Here is a 21,088-nt window from a genome sequence, read left to right on the forward strand (position 1 = left end):
ATGGTCCGCCTCGCGGCGGGCCGTTCAGCAGTTACAGGAGGTCGCGTCCTCGGTAAGGCAGGCGGCCCCCTGGCAGCAGTTTTCTGTCAAGTAGCCAAGCAGCTCGTTCATGGTCTCGTAGGAAGCGCGGTAGACGAGGTTTCGGCCATGGCGCTCTTGACTTACAAGACCAGCATGTGCCAGCTCTTTAAGGTGGAACGACAAGGTGTTGGCTGCCACTCCCAACTGCTCGGAAATCGCACCGGGAGTGAGGCCCTCCTGACCGGCAACGATCAGTGCCCGAAAGACACGGAGACGTACCTCTTGGGCGAGAGCTGCGAGCGAGCGGACAACGGTTGCTTCATTCATAAATCAATCATACAACGATTGTGGAACTATTGAAGCTTGATGATTTATATAACCAAGCTAGCGACACATTGAGGCCAGTCTCAGCACGATTGAAATCTTTCAAAATCGTAATCGGAGAGCCACGCCCCTGTGGGTACTCCGTTTCTAGACTTCTCTCCATGACGCAGCGATTGCGTCTTCCGGACACCCAGGTCGGGACAACCGGATCAACAGGAGATTTGCTATGAAACCCCATTTCGTTCTTGCCATTGCCGCCCTGGCCGCCACCCCAGTTTTCGCGACATCGGTGTACCACCCGAGCGCAGTCCAGGAAGAAGGCGTCGTGTTTGCGCCTGACCATCTGGGCAACACGGTCAGCCGTGAGGCGGTGCGAAACACAGTCCTGGCCGCCCAGAAAGACGGTTCGCTGCAGTGGATCAGCCGTGGGTATCCGGCCACCTATCCGCTGGTCAAGGGCCCAGCGCTGTCCAAGACACGCGATCAAGTGCAGCAGGAACTGCAGGCGGCCAAGTCCTCACCCGTCACGCGCGACGGCATGCGGGACATGGGCGGCGAGGCTGGCTGGGTCAACGCTACTCAACTGCCCTGATTTGCGGGCGCCTGTCTCCGGCTGGTGCCGTCCCCCGGATGCCGCGTGCTTGCTTGACTCGAACAACCTATCTCAACTTCAGAGGAGCTTTTTATGAAACTCAAGACCGCTTTGATCGTCCTGTCCCTCGCCACTGCGCCGGCCTTTGCTTCGGATCAGCAGTCCGCGCCCAAGACGCGCGAGCAGGTACGCGCCGAACTCATGCAGGCGCAGCGCAACGGGGATATCCTGGCTGCTGGCGAATCGAGCCTCACCCTGCGGCAGGCCTATCCTGGACAGTATCCCGGCGCAGAGCGCGTGCAGGGCAAGACGCGGGAACAGGTGCGCGCTGAGCTTGCCCAAGCCATCCGTACCGGTGATGTGCTGGCAGGCGGAGACCTTGGCGCCAAGCTCAACGAAATCGAGCCGCAGCGCTATCCTGCTCAAGCCACCGTGTCTACTAAAAGCCGCGAGCAGGTCAAGCGCGAGTTGGCACAGGCAATCCACGACGGTGAGATGGTTGCCAATGGCGAAGACGGCCGAAGGCTCAAGGACATCTTCCCTGGCAGCTACGACACCCAGCACGTGCATGCCTCCAACGCTCCCGAAAATGCGGGTTCAGGGAGCTGAAGGGACCTATCGCACAGGTGCCTGTGCTGCTCGTGCCTAGGCTGAGCGCAATGGCTCGACCCACACAGCCTCGCGCCTAAACAGGCACATGCTAGACTTCAAAAATGCGCCGGCTGCTCGCCATCTTGATGCTCACTTTGCTACCGCTCCAGTTCAGCTGGGCTGCGGTGGCAAGCTATTGCATGCATGAGCGCGCGCCGGCCCAATCGCAGCATGTGGGCCATCACGAACACAAGCACGAGGCTTCAAACTTGCCAAGCAAGGCAGATGACGGCCTTCAGGCGTCAGACACTTTCGATGTGGACTGCTGTCTGTGCCACGGCCTGGGCATTGGCGTCACGCACCTGCCCGCAAACCAGGCGGTGACCTCCACACACTCCAGCGTTACAGTCCGTGCCGCGTTCCCCCTGACGGGCGTTGCGCCCGTACCTCCTGAACGCCCTCAGTGGCGCTCCCTCGCCTGATCGGCGGGGGCAATCTCTCTTTTGCTTCAGTCATCTACATCCGCTCGATGAGAGCAGGCGCCATCGCGTGCGCAGGATGCATTTGACCGAGCGTCTGGCAACCAGACGCCGCCCCGCCGATTCCTCTGTGTTTGTCACCACTGGAGAATCGGATGTTCAAGGGTATCTACGTTCAAAAACAGCTCGGCACCAGACGCGGCCGGCAAAAGGTCGTCCAGGCCATCGGCACGTCATTGGTGCTGATGACCTTCTCTGGAGTAGTTTCCGCCCAGGGCGCAGCGCCTCAGATGCTCGCCGCACAGCCTGCAACTATCTCGCCCCCTGCGGCGGCAGACCCGGCCCCGCTGACGCTTTCCCAGGCGATCGCTCAAGCGCTTGAGAGCAACCCGGAGGTCGCGGCGGCCACCCGCCAGGTACAGGCCAGCGAAGGCCAGGTCTTGCAAGGCCAGGCACGCCCCAATCCCGAGTTGGCTTACTCGCTGGAAGACACCCGCTCCCAGACACGCTCGCAGAGCTGGCAGATCAATCTGCCCATCGAGCGGGGCGGCAAGCGGGATGCACGCACCAAAGCTGCCCAGAAAGCGCGAGAACAGGCGCAGGCAGAACTTGAAGAAGTCAAGGCAACCCTGCGCGCCAACGTGGTCGCAGCGTATTTCGAGGCACTTGCGGCCCGGGAGCGCCTCGCTCTTGCACAGGACAGCGTGTCGCTGGCCAAGGCAACGACCGGCAACGTCTCCAATCGGGTTGCTGCTGGCAAGGTCTCGCCCGTGGAGGAGACCAAAGCCAAGGTGGCTGAGGCCGGCGTGCGCGTGGAACTGGCTCAGGCTGTCAGCGAGGAGCGCAATGCCCAGACGCGTCTGGCGGCACTGCTCGGCAAGGCTCCTGCGTCGCCTCTCGTTTTGGACGGCAAGGCCCCGTCCGCGCCAGCAGTCCCCGCCGCACAAGATCTCCAGGCTCTTGTCTCTTCCTCTCCCACCCTCGTTCGTGCCCGTCTGGAGGTGGACCGCCGCCGTGCGCTGACCGCCGTGGAGCAGAGCAAGACCGTGCCCGACGTCACCGTGAGCCTGGGTGTCAAGCGCAGCAACGAGACGCAGCGCAACATGGCTCTGCTCGGGGTATCGGTACCACTGCCGGTGTTCGACCGCAACCAGGGAAATTTGCTGGAAGCCCTGCGGCTGGAAGACAAGGCCCGCGATGAACTTCAGGCCGCCACGCTGCGCGTGCACAGCGAGATCGCCCAGGCCAGGGAAAAAGCTATCTCCGTCGCCGCAGAGATCCAGGCTTTGGAACTGGAGGTCCTTCCCGGTGCCAAGTCGGCCTACGACGCCGCCATCGTGGGCTTCGAAAACGGGAAGTTCAACTTCCTGGAAGTGCTGGATGCCCAGCGCACCTACCTTGCAGCCAAGTCCCAGTACCTCAAGGCCGTCGCCGAAGCCCACCGTGCGGCGGCTGACATGGCGCGCCTTCTGGGCAATTCCTTCCCCACCGGCCAGAGCACGCCTCTGAACTGAGAACATCATGAACAGCAGCACAAACAGCGTCAGCAAGAAGCACATCATTGCCATCGCGGTCGTGGTCGCCCTGGGCATCGGCGCAGGAACGCTCATCCTCCAAAGTGGCAAGTCGGGCGCGTCCGGTAGCGACGGTCACGGACATGGGGCACATACCGAGGCCAAAGCCCACGGTGATGGCGAGCATCACGGAAAAGGCGGTGGCGACGGGCACGACCATGACAAGGGCCACGCGGACGGCGAGCACCACGAGGAGAGCCAGGCCAAGGGACCGAACGGCGGAAGCCTCTTCAAGGAGGGCGATTTCAGCTTGGAGGCGTTGCTCGTGGAGGACGGCGGAGAACCTCGGCTGCGCATCTGGATGGCCGAGAAGGACAAGCCGCTGCCCCCTGGAACTGCGTCGGTCTCGGCAACGGTTACCCGGCTGACCCAGGAAACGCAGAAACTCACTTTCACCCAGGAAAAAGACAGCTGGGTGAGTAGAGAAGTGGTGGCTGAACCCCACGCTTTCGATGTCGAGATCATTGCCCAGACGGCTAAAGAGCCCTTCATGTTCGTCATGAGCAAGGAAGAAGGCAAGGTCGAGCTCTCCGATGCCCAGATCAAGGCGGCCGCGATTGCGGTAGACACCGCATCGGCGGCAACCATCAAGACGGCGCTGTTGCTGCCTGGAGAAATCCGCCTCAACGAGGACCGGACCTCGCACGTGGTTCCTCGCTTGGCAGGCGTGGTGGAAAGCGTCAGCGCCAATCTGGGTCAAATAGTCAAGAAGGGTGAAATCCTGGCAGCGATCGCCAGCCCTACAGCTTCCGAGCAACGCAGCGAGCTACAGACCGCTCAGAAGCGCCTTGCTTTGGCCAAAACAACGTATGACCGCGAGAAGAAGCTCTGGGAGCAGAAAGTCTCTGCAGAACAGGACTACCTGCAGGCCAAGCAGGCCTTGAGCGAAGCCGAGGTCGCCGTGGCCAATGCCCATCAGAAGCTGGGAGCGCTCGGCCTCTCGGGATCCTCCGCATCTGGCCTCAATCGCCTCGAATTGCGTGCTCCTTTCGATGGCGTCGTCATCGAGAAGCACATCAGTCTGGGCGAGGCGGTCAAGGAAGACGCTGCCGTCTTCACGATCTCGGATCTCAGCAAGGTGTGGGCCGAAATCAATGTCCCGGCGAAGGACCTGCCGCAGGTCCGGGTGGGCGAGAAGGTCACCATCAAGGCCACGGCGTTTGACGCGTCCGCCACGGGCACCGTCGCTTTTGTCGGCGCGCTCATCGGCGAGCAGACCCGAACCGCCAAGGCGCGCGTGGTGCTGGACAACCCCAAGGGTGCCTGGCGTCCCGGACTGTTCGTCAATGTAGAGGTCGTCTCCGATGAGGCTTCCATCCCGGTAACGATCTCTGCGGACGCCGTCCAAAGTGTGGGCGAGAAGCCCGTGGTGTTCCTCAAGGTCAATGGCGGCTTCATCGCGCAGCAGGTCCAACTTGGACGCAGCGACGGCAAGCGTGTCGAAGTCATCCAGGGCCTGAAATCTGGCATGCCCTATGCGGCTGCAGGCAGCTTTGTCGTGAAGTCCGAACTCGGCAAGGGATCAGCCGAACACACACACTGATCCGGAGTTCCTCCATGTTTGAAAAACTGATTCGATTCTCGATCGAGCAGCGCTGGCTGGTGCTGCTCGCTGTACTGGCCATGGCGGCGCTGGGCGTCTTCAACTATCAGAAGCTGCCCATCGACGCGGTCCCGGACATCACGAACGTCCAGGTCCAAATCAACACGCAGGCACCGGGCTACTCGCCGCTGGAGACCGAGCAGCGCGTGACCTACCCCATCGAGACGGTGATGGCGGGACTGCCTAACTTGGAGCAAACACGATCCTTGTCGCGCTACGGCTTGTCGCAGGTGACGGTGATCTTCAAGGACGGCACCGACATCTACTTCGCGCGCCAGCTGGTCAACGAACGCATTCAGGAGGCGCGTGACCGGCTTCCGGCGGGCATTACGCCAGCGATGGGACCGATATCGACCGGATTGGGGGAAATCTACCTCTGGACCGTGGAGACCAGGGATGGCGCGAAGAAGCCGGATGGCAACCCCTATACCGCCACGGACCTGCGCGAGATCCAGGACTGGATCATCAAGCCTCAGTTGCGCAACGTGCCGGGGGTCACGGAAATCAACTCCATCGGCGGGTTTGCCAAGGAATACCAGATTGCGCCGTCGCCCGAGCGCCTCGCATCCCTAGGAGTCACGCTGCAGGACATCTTCACGGCGATCGACCGCAACAACGGCAACGTCGGCGCGGGCTACATCGAAAAGCGTGGCGAGCAGTACCTCATCCGTGCACCTGGCCAGGTCCGTACCCTGGAGGACATCGGAAACGTCATTCTGAGCAGCGCCAATGGAGTACCGGTGCGCATTCGCGACGTGGCCGACGTGGGCCTCGGGCGCGAGCTTCGCACGGGCGCTGCGACCGACAACGGCCGAGAGGTCGTGCTGGGCACCGTGTTCATGCTGATCGGCGAGAACAGCCGCACCGTGTCCCAGGCCGTGGACAAGAAAATGATCGAGGTCAACCGCAGCCTGCCCGAGGGCGTGCACGCGGTGACGGTCTACGACCGCACCGTCCTGGTGGACAAGGCGATCAGCACCGTCAAGAAGAACCTCTTGGAAGGCGCGATCCTCGTGATCGTCATCCTGTTTCTTTTCCTGGGCAACATCCGGGCGGCCATCATCACGGCGACCGTCATCCCGCTGTCCATGCTCTTTACCTTCACCGGGATGGTTTCGTACAAGGTCAGTGCGAACCTCATGAGCCTGGGCGCGCTGGACTTCGGCATCATCATCGACGGAGCCGTGGTGATCGTGGAAAACTGCGTGCGTCGCCTCGCTCATGCACAGGCGCACTATGGCCGACCGCTCACGCGAGCCGAGCGCTTCCATGAGGTTTTCCTGGCCTCCAAGGAATCGCGCCGTGCCTTGTTGTTCGGCCAGCTCATCATCATGGTGGTGTATCTGCCGATCTTTGCGCTCACCGGAGTGGAGGGCAAGATGTTCCATCCGATGGCGTTCACCGTGGTGGCGGCCCTCGTGGGCGCGATGATTCTCTCGGTGACGTTCATTCCTGCGGCCGTCGCCCTGTTCATCGGCAACAAGGTCAGCGAGAAGGAAAATTTCCTGCTGAGCGGTGCCAAGCGCCTGTACGCGCCCTTGCTCGACCGGGTGATGGGAGCCAAGGCGGTGGTCTTGAGCGTTGCTGCGGTGGCTGTGGTCCTGTGCGGGCTCATTGCAACGCGCATGGGCAGCGAATTTGTGCCCAACCTCAACGAGGGCGACTTCGCCATACAGGCGCTGCGAATTCCGGGCACCAGCCTCTCGCAGTCGGTAGCCATGCAGCAGCAGATCGAGAAAACGCTCAAGGCTAAGTTCCCAGAGATCGAAAGGATCTTTGCGCGCACGGGTACGGCAGAGATCGCATCGGACCCCATGCCGCCCAACATCTCGGACGGCTACATCATGCTCAAGCCGATGAGCGAGTGGCCCGAACCCCGCAAAACCCGCGACGAGCTGCTCGCGGCCATCCAGGCGGTGATCGGGAAGATCCCCGGCAACAACTACGAGTTCTCGCAGCCCATCCAGCTTCGCTTCAACGAACTGATCTCAGGCGTGCGCAGCGATGTGGCGGTCAAGATCTTCGGCGACGACATGGACGTTCTGAACAAGACGGCCGAGGAAGTCTCCGCGATGCTGCAAAAAATCCAGGGCGCCTCGGAAGTGAAAGTCGAGCAGACGACGGGCCTGCCCATGCTCACCGTCAACATCGACCGGCAAAAGGCGGCCCGCTACGGCTTGAATGTGGCCGACATCCAGGAGACCGTCGCGACGGCCATTGGTGGCCGAGAGGCGGGAACGCTGTTCGAGGGTGATCGGCGCTTTGACATTCTGGTGCGCCTGCCGGAGACGCTACGCAATGACCTGGAGGGCATGAAACGCCTGCCCATCCCGCTTCCCCGCTCTGCGTCGGGTACAGAGGCGCGCACGAACTTCATTCCGCTGGGCGAAGTCGCCAGCTTCGAGCTGGCACCTGGGCCCAACCAGGTGAGCCGGGAGAATGGCAAGCGGCGGATCGTGGTCAGCGCCAATGTGCGAGGCCGGGATGTCGGATCATTCGTCTCCGACGCGGAGCAAGGGCTCGCGCAGATCAAGATTCCCACCGGCTACTGGACAAGTTGGGGCGGCACTTTCGAGAACCTGCAATCTGCCACTCAGCGTCTGCAGATCGTCGTGCCGGCATCGCTGCTGCTGGTTTTCGTACTGCTGTTCGCCATGTTCGGCAACGTCAAGGACGGTCTTCTCGTGTTCACCGGCATCCCCTTCGCGCTGACGGGCGGCATCCTGGCGCTCTGGCTGCGGGACATCCCGATGTCGATTTCTGCCGCCGTGGGATTCATTGCGCTGTCGGGGGTTGCTGTGCTGAACGGTCTGGTGATGATCTCGTACATCCGCAGCCTGAGGGAGGAAGGCATCCCCCTGGACACTGCCATCCGTGAGGGGGCCTTGACCCGCCTTCGCCCAGTGCTCATGACCGCACTGGTCGCCTCGCTGGGCTTCATACCCATGGCGATCGCAACTGGCACGGGCGCCGAGGTCCAGCGGCCACTGGCAACAGTGGTGATCGGCGGGATCCTCTCTTCGACCCTGCTGACCTTGCTGGTGCTGCCCATCCTCTACCGGCTGGCACACCGGCCCGATGAGCAAGACGAGGACGTTTCCGCTGAGCCAACCCACCCGAACGCGCCGTCAACGGTGTGACAGCGGCCGGTTCATCTCGTGAATGAACCGGCCATCTCTTCTCTCCCTCCCTCAACTCACCCAAGGAAGATTCATGAAGATATCTCGACTGCTCCCAGTGCTGGCTCTGGCATTCGCCGGCGCCTCCTTCGCGGCCGACAAGCACGCCGACGGCCACGAGGTCAAGCCGATGCATGGCGGCGCCGTGGCCGAAGCCAAGGACATCGACTATGAGTTGGTGGCCAAGGCCGACAAGCTGCAGCTTTATATGCGCGACCACGGCAAGCCCTTGGATCCCTCGGGCATGACCGCCAAGGTGACGCTGCTGTCCGGCAGTGACAAACAGGAAGCCCAGCTTCAGCCGGTGGACGGAAAGTTGGAAGCTGCGGGCAGCTTCAAGGTCGCCGCAGGTACCAAAGCAGTGGTGGCCGTGACCAAGGCTGGAAAAGCCGTGGCCTCTGTGCGTTTCGTTCTCAAGTAACTACCAGTTCATGAAGTCGCGCCACCGCAGTGGTGGCGCATCCGCCCCATGCTGGAGGCTCAGGCTGAGCCTCCAGCATGACCTGGCGGCGATGAGATCAATCCATGCTGCAGCGTGTCCCCCCGGGCAATCTGTCACTCAAGCTGACCTGGATCTGGCTCGGCCTGGTGGCATGCGCGCTCGTGTTCTGGCAACTGCGAAAACGTTGGCTCAAGCACTTTGATCCGATCGACCGCCGCGCGAAGTACACAGTGAGGCTGGCAAGACGCCTGCGGCAGCGGCGCCTGGTCCGCTTGAAGGCGCGTGCCGCGCGTCGTTCAAGAAACCGCTGACCAGCGCCAGTCGCCCAGGGGTCGCACTGCACGACGCCGACCTCACCCTGACCGCCCGATGACGAATTTGTAATCGTCACACGGCCTACCGGCTCGGAAAATACATCCATGAAAATCCTGCTCATTGAGGACGAGGTCAAGCTATCCGCGTACCTGCACAAGGGCCTGGGCGAGGCAGGCTACAACGTCGATGTGGTTCACAACGGGGTGGACGGCCTCCACATGGCCCTGGAGGGCTCACACGACCTGCTGATTCTCGACGCGATGCTTCCGGGCATTGACGGATTCACCGTCTTGACCGCGCTGCGCAAAACAAAGCAAACGCCCGTGCTTATGCTGACCGCCCGAGTTAGTGTGGAGGACCGCGTGCTCGGCCTGCAGACGGGCGCCGACGACTACCTCGTCAAGCCGTTCGCATTCTCCGAACTCGCTGCGCGCATCCAGGTGTTGCTCAGGCGCAGCCATGGAGCCCGGGATGCAGGTGAGCCGACGCTGCTCGGACTTGCGGACCTCGAACTTGATCTGGTGCGGCGCAAGGCGAGTCGGGCCGGACAGCGGGTCGATCTCACGGCCAAGGAGTTTCAGCTGCTGACGCTTTTCCTGCGCCGGAAGGGGGAGGTGCTCTCGCGCACCGAGATCGCCGAGCAGGTCTGGGACATGAACTTTGACAGCGACACCAATGTCGTGGAGGTGGCTATCCGCCGACTGCGCAGCAAGATGGATTCCCCCTTCGAAAAGCCATTGCTGCACACCATACGCGGCATGGGATATGTTTTGGAAGAGCGAAGCTGATGGAGCGGGCCCTTTCGCACTCTCTGCGCCAGCGCCTGTCCTGGTGGCTCGCTGCGCAAAGCCTTGCAGGCCTTGGAGGTGTCTGCCTGGTGGTCTACCTTGTTACTGCGATGAATATGTCTGAGCGGCAAGCCGAGACCTTGGCACAAAAGGAGACCATCGTTCGCCACCTTCTGGGCACGGGGGAGCACGCTGCGCGAGAAACGCCACAGGCTCATCCGCTGAGCGACTTCCTGATCGGCCACGAGGACTTCCGGCTTACTGTGCGCACGAGCGAAGGCAAGCTGCTGTTTCCTCTGGTCGAGCCCGAGGTACGAGGCACGAACGTGGCCTCCAAGATCTTCGACGTCGCGGGGCGTTCTCCCGGCGATCCTGCGCTGCGGGTCACACTGTCGATGGACGTAGCGGACGACCAAAAGCACCTGCAGCGTCTGGCCGTGACGCTGACGGTGGCAGCAGTCGTCGGCACCCTGGTGGTCTCCCTCGGCGGCTTGTCCATCGTTCACCTTGGGCTGGCACCGGTGCGCAGGCTCGCGGCCCAGGTCCAGGCGCTTTCGGTCGAGAACCTGCACCAGCGCTTAGACGCCTCGGGACAGCCCTCAGAACTGGTGCCGCTGGTGCAGCAATTCAACGACTTGCTGGGCCGACTCGATCAAGCCTATACCCAGTTGGAGGGCTTCAACGCGGATGTCGCCCACGAACTGTGTACTCCGTTGGCCACCTTGCTAGCCAGCAACGAACTGGCGCTTCGCCGTCCGGCCAGCTTCGACCTGCCGGAGGTACTTTCTTCCAATCTGGAAGAGCTCCACAGGTTGACCGGCATCGTGAACGACATGCTCTTCCTGTCACAGGCGGATCGGGGCGCTGCCGCTCGCCGCACGCACACGCCCAGTCTTGCGGCAGTTGTCCAGCAGGTGGCGGAGTATCACGACGCAGCGCTGTCGGAGGCTGAGTTGGAACTGCGTGTCTCGGGAGATGCGGCCGGGGACTTTGACGAGCCGCTTCTCAGGCGTGCGCTGTCCAACCTGATTGGCAACGCCACTCGCTATGCTGCTCGCGGTACTGAGATCGTCGTCAGCATCGAACCGGTCGCCAGTGGGCGGGTGCGTGTATTGGTGCGCAACACGGGCCAGACGGTGCCTGCGGAGGTCCTGGAGCGGATCTTCGACAGGTTCTTTCGAGCGTCGGCATCCCGCACACACAGCCAGAAGAACCATGGACTGGGACTGGCCATCACGGCCGCGATTGCGCGCATGCACGGCGGCGGTCCGATCGCCAGCAGCAGCCAAGGGATCACAAGCATCGGGCTGGAGATGAGCAGCTCGGCACACGCAGCGGGGACGAGTTCATGAGCGCAGCGAGCTTGGCCGGAAGTGCCCAGAGCCGACCGATTGCGAGCCGCCCGCTGCTGCTATCCCAACAGCTATTGTGCGGGCAGCGCGGGTACGGGCGCGCCCACGCGTCGCTGTGCCCAACTCGGATGCTTCTGGGCCCGATCCAGGTCCGCCAGGACTTCATCGCGTGTCATGGAGGTGCCTTTGACCGGAACGGGCGCGCCGAACCGGTGGTATTGCCACAGGCCGTCTTTTTTCGCCTGCTCCATATCCGCAACAACCTGGTCGCGCGACTTCCCTTGCGTGGCATGGTCGGGGTGCGTCGTGTAACCCATCTCGGTGTTGGCAGGGTGGATCACGCCGGCCGCCAGCGCTGGGCTGGCAATGGCCGCGAAGGCCACGGTGGTCAAAAGAGTGCGAATCGTCATTTGGTATCTCCTCGGGTTGATGTGCCTCCTGCGCCGAGCCACCGACTGGTTCAGCGGCAGAGCCACGCATGGCAGTCTGATGACCGGATACCAACAGCTTTCGCACTCACGGATTACAAGTTCGTCATGTCCGCAGCGTTGGCGACGAAGAGGCGGGTCTGTCTGCATGGCACAGGCACGCCTCGCCATGGGCAGCGGAGACAAGTTCCTTCAAGATGCCGCAGCTTTGATGGGGACGCTCCCCTGCGCAGGCGGAACGCAACTGCAGGAGCTGTTTTTCGAGGGCCTTCATGCTTTTAAGGCGCGCACGCAGACGGCTGAGTTTGCCGTCGATCAGTTCGTTGACGTCACCGCACGCGTCCTGCGGTGCGTCCAGCGCACCGAGGAGACTTTTTACATCGGCCAAAGGAATATCCAGGGCCCTGCAGTGCCGCACAAAGGCGAGGCGTTCGAGATGGGCATCGGCATAGTCGCGGTAGCCGTTGGGAAGTCGTGCAGGCTTGGGAAGAAGGCCTTCTTTTTCATAGAAACGGATGGTTTCGGCATCAACGCCCGTGGCACTGGCCAGATTCTTGATCTGCATGGTTCCTTCCATTTTTCTGATTCTTGACACTGTAGCCACTCCAAGGTTTCCAATAGGCGCCAGCGGACATTTCGTCCTGCGCTTCTTCTGCACAAGGCCGTCATAACGCAAAACCATGAACAAGCTATCTGATCCGCGATCTGCCACGACCTTCGATCCCGTCGTGTTCGAGCGCCTGCTGGCCAGGTATGAGGCGCTCCCTGAAACCGATGCAGAAGCGAAATGGCTGACCCTCGAAGCCGCGCATGTCGTTGGGCAAAGCCGCTTCACGCCTCACTGGAGAACCCACGTTGCGATGCTGCAGCTTGCCCTGGCGACCAAGAATGGTCCAGAGTTCGCTGGACAGCTCCTGCGGTTGGCCCTGGTGCCCTTGGGTCATTTGCTCAAGCGTCTTCCTCTGGGCAATCCGGGGCGCGCGAACGTGAGCGCTTTCGAACCCATGCCCGTGCGCGCGGATATCGCCGAGTTGATCGCCGCCACCCGGCTCGCGAGCTAGCCGCCTGTGCAAATGCGGTTGCTCCTACACAAAACCTGCGCGTGCAGCGGCGTGCTGAACCCATTCCACCCTGAACTTGACATTGAAGCCACTTCAAGGTTTCCAATGGACGCCAAGAAGGAACCATTCCCATGAAAACCAGCTGTGACGACTCCCGTAACAACGCCCCGGACGCTTGCTGCACACCGGCAAATGCTTCTGCAGCTCAGACCGATTGCTGCGGACCTGGCGCGTCCACCAGTCCTGCCGATGCGTGCTGTGGCGACCGTGCTGCCCCCCTCACGCCCGGCAAACCAATAACCAAAGGCGCAGTGTTCCGCATCACCGCGATGGATTGCGCCTCGGAAGAAAGCGAGATCCGAAGGGCCCTGGAGCCGGTGAGTGGCATTCGAACACTCGGGTTTCAGTTGGGTGCTCGCACCCTGGCCATTGATGCGCCCGACGAGGTGATTCCCCAAGCTCTCGCAGCCATACGCAAGGCAGGCTTCAATCCTGAACCGGTGGGCACCGGATCTACCGGCGAAGACCACGAGCACGATGCGCCCAGGGAAGGTTTCGGGCGCATGGGCGCCGCGCTGGCACTTGCGGTGATCGCCGAAGCCATCGCGTTTTTCTCCCCCGATACGATGGTCTTCAAAGGCATCGGGATGGCCGTGGCGGCTGCCGCTATCTGGCTGGCAGGATTTTCGACCTACAGAAAAGGCTTTGCAGCCCTGCTGCAGGGGCGGCTGAACATCAACGCACTGATGACGGTCGCCGTCACTGGTGCTTTCCTGATTGGCCAGTGGCCCGAGGCCGCCATGGTGATGGCCTTGTATGCCATCGCCGAGATGATCGAAGGCCGCGCCGTGGACCGCGCGCGCAACGCCATCAAGAGCCTGCTGGACCTCACGCCCGACTCGGCCGAAGTGCGTCAGGCTGATGGCACCTGGCAGACCCTTCCATCGGCCGCAGTCGCTATCGGCGCCACCGTGCGCGTGAAACCAGGTGCACGGATCCCCTTGGACGGAACGGTTGCTAGCGGCACGAGTGCCGTCAATCAGGCGCCCGTCACCGGCGAGAGCATCCCGGTGGACAAGGCTGCTGGGGACCCGGTGTTCGCCGGCACCATCAACGAAACGGGCACGCTCGAAGTGACCGTTACTGCAGAGGCCAGCAACACCACGCTGGCCCGCATCATCCATTCGGTCGAGCAGGCCCAGGGGTCCCGCGCGCCGACACAGCAGTTCGTGGACCGGTTCGCGGCCATCTATACGCCTGCGGTGTTTGCCATCGCAGTGCTGGTCGCGGTCCTCACGCCGCTGTTCATGAACCTGACGTGGTTGGAGGCCCTGTACAAAGCACTCGTTCTGCTGGTCATCGCATGCCCGTGCGCACTGGTCATCGCAACACCGGTCACGGTGGTCAGCGGCTTGGCATCGGCGGCGCGGCGCGGCATTCTCATCAAGGGGGGGGTTTACCTGGAAGAAGCCCACAAGCTCAAGGCGATCGCACTGGACAAGACCGGCACGATCACGGAAGGCAAACCCAAGCTGGTGGCTCGCCAGATCCTCTCGAAGCACGCTTCGGAAGCCCAAATCCTCGGCTGGGCGGCAGACCTTGCGTCAGAGTCGGACCACCCAGTCTCCAAAGCAATCGCACAGGGTCTGGAATCAGGGCCGGGGGGCGTCAGCGGATTTACGGCACTTCCCGGCCGTGGAGTGGAGGCGCAAATCGGAGGCCAGTCGTTGATTCTTGGGAACCATCGTCTGGTTGAAGAGCGGCAACTGTGCAATGACGAGATAGAAGCGCTGCTGGCCGAGCAGGAAGCCCAGGGCCGTACGGTCACATTGCTTGCCAGTAAAACGGAAGTGCTGGCCATCTTCGCCGTGGCGGACACGATCAAGGAGAGTTCGCGAGAAGCGATCGCTCAACTGCACAAGCTGGGCGTCTCCTCCGTGATGCTCACCGGAGACAATACCGCCACCGCGAGCACCATCGCCAAACAGGCCGGGATCGACAAGGCGCAGGGCAACCTGCTGCCCGAGGACAAGCTGTCCGCCATCGAGCAGATGCAGAGTCAGTACGGCCCGACCGCAATGACCGGTGACGGTATCAATGACGCACCGGCGCTGGCGCGCGCCAATATCGGCATCGCCATGGGGGCCGCTGGCACCGACACGGCCATGGAGGCGGCCGACGTCGTCATCATGAACGATGACCTGCGTCGCATCCCCGAAGTCATTGAACTGTCCAAGCGCACCCGAGGTGTCCTGCTCCAAAACATCGTGCTCGCCTTGGGCATCAAGGCGGTGTTTCTGGTGCTTGCAGTGATGGGCAGTGCGTCCATGTGGATGGCGGTGTTTGCGGACATGGGTGCCAGCCTGTTGGTGGTGGCCAATGGCCTCAGGCTGCTGCGCGGAGTCCGCCAATAGACACAAGGAGGCATCTGGCGGCGCGGGAAGTCCGGATCTGCTCAGTCACGGCGCGACGGCTGCCTTCGACGCGGTAACCTTCTTCACCGAATGCACGGCCAGTACGCTGCACACAAAGCGAACACCGCTCCATCGCGCACTAACTGCCGTGGCCAGGTATTGGACGAGAAACAGCGCCGCAGTCCCCGCCACTGCTGCAGCCGATGTGCCGGCATACAAAAGCGCCAAAGGCACAGTCATGCCAAGAAGAAGCGATACCGCTGCCATGTCGCGGTACAGGAGAAACAGCCGGTGTGCCTCCATGACCTCGGTCTCGCTGGACACTTGTCGGTATAGCTTGTACCACTTGGCATTTTGCTCATTGGGATCCTTGGGCAGGACGCCCACGTTCCTCTTGAGCGCGCCCATGTCGATCCGGGGATCGCTCGGGCCATGCTTTGTGAATGCCTGAGAGCCCGGCAGGTTGCCGAGCGGCTTCCAATACACCAGCATTGCCTTGACATCATGCGGGAGCAGATTGGCCACGAGAAGGACCAGTGCCGGCATCGCGATCGAAGCCGCAAGGCGAGCCATGCCTGATCGTGTCCATGATTCAGTTTGAAGCCACTCAGGAGCCACCAGAGCAACCACGACGAGCATGTCAACGAGCGCTATGGATACCAGCCACACCATATTGAGAGATTTGAGGCTCCGGAGCGCAGCCGCTTTCATCCTGCGTACTCCGTGTCGATGAAATAGCTTCCGTCAGAAACAGTGAACTGGATCCATCCGTCACGCCGGGTCGTGAGGACACGCCTGTCTCTGCCAGTGCTTCGCACGCGCACGCCCCTGTCGCGCACAACCCGGCGGTAGTCCGGCCCCATTTTCTGGGTCTCGTGCTCGATGGGCTTGTCCGAGACCACAACGGCATCCGGAGTGAAGTAGTCAAAGATCTCCGGACAGAAGCCACTCTCGCGCCCGTGGTGAGATGCCATGAGGATGTTGGTGTCGCGCAGCTTCGTGCAGAAGTCCGGTCGCTGCAGCAAGGCCCGCCAACCTGGCTTCTCCAGGTCGCCAGGAAAGAGTATCTTGAAGTCGTCGAACTCGACAAAAACTGCCAAGCTGAGATCGTTGGTGTTGGTGAACTGCGGATATGGGTTGTAGAACGTGGTACACGTGATGCCTCCCATGTTCAGGTTGAAGGGCTCTGCAGGCGGCCCTCGGAACTCATCGCAGTTCGCGATAAAACGCCTTGCGTCATCGGTGAGCGGCCCCCCTGTGAGTTTCATGTCCCGCCAGTTGTCTGCACTTGGACTCGGATTGCGATGCCACACCGGAACATGAATGCCTTCATCCCAAAGACCCTGCAGGTCGCTCATGTGATCCTGGTCGGCATTGGTGATAAAAAGGTAGTCGAGCCGTTGCCTCCCGAGCCCGTGCTTGATAAAGGTGCTCGGGCGCCACGTCGCAGTGCATCCCGAATCGATCATGGCAAGTCGCCCAGCAGAACCATTGATTTGGTGATGAAGCATCGCGCACGCGCCATGCTGCACATCCCACACGCGCAGCAGCATCTGCCCAGGTTGAGCCATGTTTCCCTCTTTATGAAGTCGTCGCAGCCATTTTCCGGCACGAAGGCCTCATCCCCAAATACTGAATGTCAAGGCGCCGTGATCGCTTTCAAAGACTCGACCATCCAATCCGATGAGCGCTCGATGTTTGGTCATGACGGGCATCGTCTTCCGTGTGCAGGTAGATACTGGTCGTGGCAATGTTGGAGTGCCCCAGGTTGTCGCGCACGGCCTTGATGTCCATGCTGTTGCTTTGGTGGGTGCCGGCTGTGTGGCGCATCCAGTGCGCTGACGCTTGCTCCACGTGAGCCGCTGCGGCCTCGTGATCTGGCCCCAGGGCGCGCAGGCGCGCTGCGGTTTCGCGGAAGATGTCCTTGACCAACTCGTGCACGCCACTGCGCCCCATGGAGCGCGCCCCCCCGATGAGCGGGAGCAGGAGCGCGAGGGCGTCCCCTTCGCGCGGTAGCGGGCTGAGGTTGTTCGCCTTTCGGTACCGCATCAGCTCTGTTACCAGCTCATCGGTCGCTGGTATCACGCGGGTTTTCTCCCCCTTGCCACGCACCTCCAGCCACCAGCGCTCGCGGCCGTCTACCCCTTTGCGCCAGTAGAAGTCCCCCATGGAGTTGTGGCAGACCTCGGAGATCCGCAGCCCACCGATGTACAGCAGCGAGAAAAGCCACCGGTAGCGGGCCGCCTGCAGCGCCAGGCGAGGTGTGGTGGTCGGCAGCGACTCGATGGTGGCGCGAACGTGGGCCCAATGTTCGTGCGGCAAGAACCTGCTCGTGTTTGCCGGCCGCGCCACGGCTTTTCTTCGCCTAAGGGCCAGAGGATTGCCCGCCAGGTAGCCCGCCTGCACCAGCCAGTTGAAAAGGCTGTTGAGGATGGAGAGCGCCTGCCGCTGACTCTGCCGGTCCAGCGCCTTGGCGAACGGCCGCCAGTGGGGTGAGGACCGGGGCGCCTTCTGGGCGATCTGCATGACCCATCGGTCTGCCGGCTGCGGGTCGCCGAGGAAGGTCTCGTACACCAGGAAGTCCTCATGGGTGAGATCAGACAAGGCCTTGCCGTGCTGGTGCACGCACCATAGCAGCAGCCGCTCCGCCTCCTTGCGGTAGCTGGCCAGGGTTGCCGGTGAGTCCTTGTAGCGGGCCAGCCATGCCAGAACCGCAGAGCGGTCGTCGTTGGCAGCGACTTGCGGTAAGCCCGTGGCCCGGTTGCGGCCATGCTCCCCGGACAGGTGAAGGGGTAGCACCAAGCCCTCCAAAGGCTCAAGATGCGCAAAAACGACCGGGGCGACGATCAAACTGCTCATGAGTCGAATTCTATGGACATTAGAGTAATTATGTCCATAGATTAGAAATAAATTCATTGATTTATACGTTATACGTTGTATTATTTGAAGATGAGCGAAGAATCCGAAATCCAAGCCGAAGTTGAGGCCCTGCGGGAGCGTTTCAGCGACACCAAAACGCTGTATCGCGAGGTGTGCGCGCTGCTGTTTTTTCGATACGGCATCACGCCCACGGCCAGCAAGCTCTATCAGCATGTGCGCAAGGGCTCCATGAGCGCACCGGCCGAAGCGCTGGCCAAGTTCTGGGAGGATCTGCGCGGCAAGGCTCGGGTGGAGATCGATCACCCCGATCTACCGGAGGCGCTTAAAGAGGCCGCAGGCCAGGCCGTCAGCGTGCTGTGGGCCCAATCGACAGGATTGGCACGCGAGGAGCTCGCGGCCCTGCGCGTCGAGGCGCGGGCCGAAGCTGACAGCGCGAAGGCAGCGCTGCAAGAAGCACAGCAGCGAAACGCGGCGATCGAGGCTCTCCTCCAGGAAGCGCAGGGCAAAGTTACCGAACTGGAAGGACGCATGCACCACCTCGGCACGGAGCTGGAACACGAGCGCCGCGCGCACGCCGCCACTACGGCGCGTGCCGAGACCCTTTCGCGCCAGGTGGACGAGTTGAAACTGGAGCAGTCCAAAAGCCGCCAGCATTTCAGTGCGGAGCTGGATAAGGGGCGTGCAGCCATCGACGAGGCCGCCTCCCGTGCGGCCGAGGCTGAGCGCCGAGCGCTTCGCGAGATTGACCGGGAGCGCACCGCCCGCGCTCAGGTGGACAAGCAATTGGAGCAGCTGCGAAGCAAGCTCGCAGAGGCGGAGCGGGATCACCACGCCAAGCTCTTGGAGGCCAATGCAGCGCAAGCAAGATTGGCCTCAGATCTGGAGAGTGCACGATCTTCGCTGGCTGACAGCGCCCGCGTGAACCAACTGCAAGGCGTTGAGCTGCAGCAGGCGCTGCAGGCGGTGGCGCAACACAAAGCGGAGGCAGACACCTTGCGCTCTCTGGTCGCGCAGTTTCAACCGCCGACCAGACCCGTGCGCAAGAAGAAGCTTGCGGACAGCCAATGATTGCTTGCACGTCGGCTGCCAGTCAGCGAAAAAGACCCACGCAGAATTTACATACTTGATAGCGACGATGCAATGGCACGCGACGACTTCACTAAACCCACCAAGAATCAGGCTTATCAACGGGTGGCTGGCCGTTGTTCCAATCCCGATTGCCGTGCCACCACCTCCGCGCCAGTGGGTGAAGTTGATTTCTCCAACGTTGGAGTTGGCGCGCATATTCATGCGGCATCCCCCGGGGGACCCCGATACCTCGCGACTATGACAGCAGAAGAACGGCGTGGTTTTGGCAACATCATCTGGTTATGCCAGACCTGCTCGACGATCATTGACCGGGATCGAGACTTGTACTCAGCAGAACTCCTCCAAAAATGGAAATCTTCGGCTGAAGCTAGCGCTCTGATGGAGCAAGGCAAACGGCTTCCCGACCAGAAGGATATCTATCGGATGGCGGCCATGGCCATGGGGACCCGAACGCCGGGGTTTTATCCAGAAGCCATAGGCAACGTACATAAAGCTCTGGTAGATCAATTGGAAGCGGTGGACCCAAGGTTCACCATTTCCACGGCTTACTCGGGTGGCAACACAACGATTACCGTGGGGGCGAAAGAGGCCGTGTCTTTTTCCATCAAGATTGGAGCGGAATCGGCTGCTGTCTGGCGCAAAGGTTTGCAAGCGGCCATCGACGACGGCCGTGAAGCGACGCTGCCACTCGATGGGGTCGTTTTTGAAGGATCAAAACTCTTTGACGTGCTGCACAAAGATGCCGACCTGGCATCGATAACGATCATGCCAGCGGCGCGTCCAGCCGTGTTGAAGATAATTGCCCCCCAGACCGAACCGCCAATTTTCGAAACCATTAATGGGCAACTAACAGCTGGGCGCAAGCAAATCCGATTTGCAGGCGCTGGATGCGGCGGGCTTCTGGACGTGGAAATAGTTTTCACCCCCACTGGTGGCGATGATGTCCACTCGACATCGACGCTGACGACCAATTTAAAAGCGTGGCAAGGACAGGAGGCTTCCAACCCTCCCTACTTGGACGTATTTATCAGCCTGCTTGAAGCAATTCTTGATCCATCTGCTTCTATTTCATTCGCTTTGGGTGTCGAAGGAAATCAAGTTGCAGCGGGGAATTTTCATACACCCAAGCATATAGAAGAAATGAATGAAACGCTCGCGTTCGCTCACTACGCAAGGCGGGCGAGAAATGTGCTCAGATATCTTCGCAAGAGTGCGCCTATCCACATTTTCGAGAGTATTTCCACTGATGATCATCGGGCTTTGGCGCGAGTCAGCGATATCGTTGAGGGAAAGCTCTCCTACCAACGCTCAGAGATCACCGGTTCACCGACGATGAGGGTTGCGTGTACAGACGGGGGCGAATCACTGATGGAAATCGTGCGCAAAGGCGAGTTTTCGGTCCTGCAGCAGAAAGAACCCGCATCAATGGTCACCATCTATGGGAAACCATACGAAGTTCCCCCGACCACAAGCTACTACGCACCAGTGAGACTGCATATCCTGAGCAAGAAGAAGAAAAAAGATGTCGTTGACTTTCGCCTGCGAATCGAGATGGCGGACAACTTCACAAGTCAAACTTTGTTCGACGTACAGCAGTGATCAGTGAAGGCGCGTGCAACATCCTCGCCTCGACAGGCTAAAAAGGGTGCAGGTCGAATCAGCCAGAGAGAGTTTTCGCCCTCACCAGTCCACTCTTGGGCGAAACCATCACCCGGCCAATTGTTGTGATGTAGGTGACAACTGCTGTTCCCTGAACGCCTGGCGGCGGAAGGCTCGCTTCCACGAGTTCCGCCGCCACAAGCACGCGAATCTTGTCGATTGATTGCTCATCGTGAAAAGTCTGCGGCAAGGGCAGACTGGCCAGTTGCTTCAGAAAATCCCGGGGCATTCATCTCCGCGCAAAACGTTCTTCACCACCAAGAAAAAGGCCCAGCGCAAGGGATGGGCACGAACTTG

Annotated in this window: 21 protein-coding genes; 14 read left to right on the forward strand and 7 right to left on the reverse strand. The window is 61.2% G+C overall.

Translation table 11 applies throughout. The annotated features are described in order from the left end of the window. Positions 1–24: 24 nt before the first annotated feature. A complete protein-coding gene (locus Q9R47_RS04395; protein ID WP_311231991.1) occupies positions 25–348 on the reverse strand; it encodes a metalloregulator ArsR/SmtB family transcription factor in 324 nt (107 codons plus the stop codon). A gap of 223 nt (positions 349–571) precedes the next feature. Here Q9R47_RS04395 and Q9R47_RS04400 point away from each other — a divergent pair, with 223 nt between their 5' ends. The 10 genes from Q9R47_RS04400 (at position 572) to Q9R47_RS04440 (ending at position 11,260) form a co-directional block, all read left to right on the forward strand. Continuing rightward, positions 572–937, forward strand: a complete 366-nt coding sequence (locus Q9R47_RS04400) for a hypothetical protein (protein ID WP_311231992.1) — start codon at positions 572–574, stop codon at positions 935–937. 93 nt (positions 938–1,030) lie between these two features. Beyond that, positions 1,031–1,546, forward strand: a complete 516-nt coding sequence (locus Q9R47_RS04405) for a DUF4148 domain-containing protein (RefSeq protein ID WP_311231993.1) — start codon at positions 1,031–1,033, stop codon at positions 1,544–1,546. A gap of 128 nt (positions 1,547–1,674) precedes the next feature. Continuing rightward, complete coding sequence (locus Q9R47_RS24280; protein WP_404977099.1) at positions 1,675–2,010, forward strand: hypothetical protein; 336 nt, start codon at positions 1,675–1,677, stop codon at positions 2,008–2,010. Positions 2,011–2,162: 152 nt separating this feature from the next. Continuing rightward, positions 2,163–3,521 (forward strand): TolC family protein, encoded by a 1,359-nt coding sequence (locus tag Q9R47_RS04410; RefSeq protein ID WP_311231994.1) that lies wholly within the window; start codon positions 2,163–2,165, stop codon positions 3,519–3,521. Between the two features lie 7 nt (positions 3,522–3,528). Beyond that, complete coding sequence (locus Q9R47_RS04415) at positions 3,529–5,124, forward strand: efflux RND transporter periplasmic adaptor subunit (protein WP_311231995.1); 1,596 nt, start codon at positions 3,529–3,531, stop codon at positions 5,122–5,124. 14 nt (positions 5,125–5,138) lie between these two features. Next, positions 5,139–8,324, forward strand: a complete 3,186-nt coding sequence (locus tag Q9R47_RS04420) for a CusA/CzcA family heavy metal efflux RND transporter (RefSeq protein ID WP_311231996.1) — start codon at positions 5,139–5,141, stop codon at positions 8,322–8,324. Between the two features lie 73 nt (positions 8,325–8,397). Then, positions 8,398–8,784 (forward strand): hypothetical protein, encoded by a 387-nt coding sequence (locus Q9R47_RS04425; RefSeq protein ID WP_311231997.1) that lies wholly within the window; start codon positions 8,398–8,400, stop codon positions 8,782–8,784. A gap of 104 nt (positions 8,785–8,888) precedes the next feature. Beyond that, positions 8,889–9,116, forward strand: coding sequence for a hypothetical protein (locus Q9R47_RS04430; protein ID WP_311231998.1), 228 nt, complete (start codon positions 8,889–8,891; stop codon positions 9,114–9,116). A gap of 108 nt (positions 9,117–9,224) precedes the next feature. Further along, a complete protein-coding gene (locus tag Q9R47_RS04435; RefSeq protein WP_311231999.1) occupies positions 9,225–9,908 on the forward strand; it encodes a heavy metal response regulator transcription factor in 684 nt (227 codons plus the stop codon). Then, positions 9,908–11,260 carry a heavy metal sensor histidine kinase gene (locus Q9R47_RS04440; protein ID WP_311232000.1) on the forward strand — a complete coding sequence of 451 codons (1,353 nt, stop codon included), beginning with the start codon at positions 9,908–9,910 and terminating at the stop codon, positions 11,258–11,260. Before Q9R47_RS04435 ends, Q9R47_RS04440 begins: the two co-directional genes overlap by 1 nt. Positions 11,261–11,331: 71 nt before the next feature. Here Q9R47_RS04440 and Q9R47_RS04445 read toward each other — a convergent pair whose 3' ends face one another. Both Q9R47_RS04445 and Q9R47_RS04450 read right to left on the reverse strand, forming a co-directional pair. After that, positions 11,332–11,670: a DUF4148 domain-containing protein gene (locus Q9R47_RS04445; protein WP_311232001.1), complete on the reverse strand. Its 339-nt coding sequence runs from the start codon at positions 11,668–11,670 to the stop codon at positions 11,332–11,334. 124 nt (positions 11,671–11,794) lie between these two features. Then, positions 11,795–12,253: a Cd(II)/Pb(II)-responsive transcriptional regulator gene (locus Q9R47_RS04450; RefSeq protein WP_311232002.1), complete on the reverse strand. Its 459-nt coding sequence runs from the start codon at positions 12,251–12,253 to the stop codon at positions 11,795–11,797. 115 nt (positions 12,254–12,368) lie between these two features. On the opposite strand from Q9R47_RS04450, the gene Q9R47_RS04455 reads away from it, so the two are divergent. Further along, positions 12,369–12,749: a DUF3703 domain-containing protein gene (locus tag Q9R47_RS04455; protein ID WP_311232003.1), complete on the forward strand. Its 381-nt coding sequence runs from the start codon at positions 12,369–12,371 to the stop codon at positions 12,747–12,749. Positions 12,750–12,880: 131 nt separating this feature from the next. Next, entirely contained in the window at positions 12,881–15,163 is a 2,283-nt protein-coding gene (locus tag Q9R47_RS04460; RefSeq protein WP_404977092.1) for a heavy metal translocating P-type ATPase, read from the forward strand. 45 nt (positions 15,164–15,208) lie between these two features. Here Q9R47_RS04460 and Q9R47_RS04465 read toward each other — a convergent pair whose 3' ends face one another. From Q9R47_RS04465 to Q9R47_RS04475, 3 genes are all read right to left on the reverse strand, one after another. Then, positions 15,209–15,874, reverse strand: coding sequence for a hypothetical protein (locus Q9R47_RS04465; RefSeq protein WP_311232004.1), 666 nt, complete (start codon positions 15,872–15,874; stop codon positions 15,209–15,211). Then, positions 15,871–16,734, reverse strand: a complete 864-nt coding sequence (locus Q9R47_RS04470; RefSeq protein ID WP_311232005.1) for an MBL fold metallo-hydrolase — start codon at positions 16,732–16,734, stop codon at positions 15,871–15,873. Before Q9R47_RS04470 ends, Q9R47_RS04465 begins: the two co-directional genes overlap by 4 nt. 88 nt (positions 16,735–16,822) lie before the next feature. After that, entirely contained in the window at positions 16,823–18,022 is a 1,200-nt protein-coding gene (locus Q9R47_RS04475; RefSeq protein ID WP_311232006.1) for a site-specific integrase, read from the reverse strand. Between the two features lie 90 nt (positions 18,023–18,112). On the opposite strand from Q9R47_RS04475, the gene Q9R47_RS04480 reads away from it, so the two are divergent. Together Q9R47_RS04480 and Q9R47_RS04485 are read left to right on the forward strand one after the other, a co-directional pair. Continuing rightward, positions 18,113–19,111: a DNA-binding protein gene (locus Q9R47_RS04480; protein WP_311232007.1), complete on the forward strand. Its 999-nt coding sequence runs from the start codon at positions 18,113–18,115 to the stop codon at positions 19,109–19,111. A 72-nt stretch (positions 19,112–19,183) separates the two neighbouring features. Continuing rightward, positions 19,184–20,731: a hypothetical protein gene (locus tag Q9R47_RS04485; RefSeq protein WP_311232008.1), complete on the forward strand. Its 1,548-nt coding sequence runs from the start codon at positions 19,184–19,186 to the stop codon at positions 20,729–20,731. Positions 20,732–20,789: 58 nt separating this feature from the next. On the opposite strand, the gene Q9R47_RS04490 is transcribed toward Q9R47_RS04485, so the two are convergent. Continuing rightward, positions 20,790–21,020: a hypothetical protein gene (locus tag Q9R47_RS04490; RefSeq protein ID WP_311232009.1), complete on the reverse strand. Its 231-nt coding sequence runs from the start codon at positions 21,018–21,020 to the stop codon at positions 20,790–20,792. Between the last annotated feature and the right edge of the window lie 68 nt (positions 21,021–21,088).

It is taken from the genome of Acidovorax sp. PRC11, assembly GCF_031844105.1.
In the GTDB taxonomy this organism is placed as follows: domain Bacteria; phylum Pseudomonadota; class Gammaproteobacteria; order Burkholderiales; family Burkholderiaceae_C; genus Paracidovorax.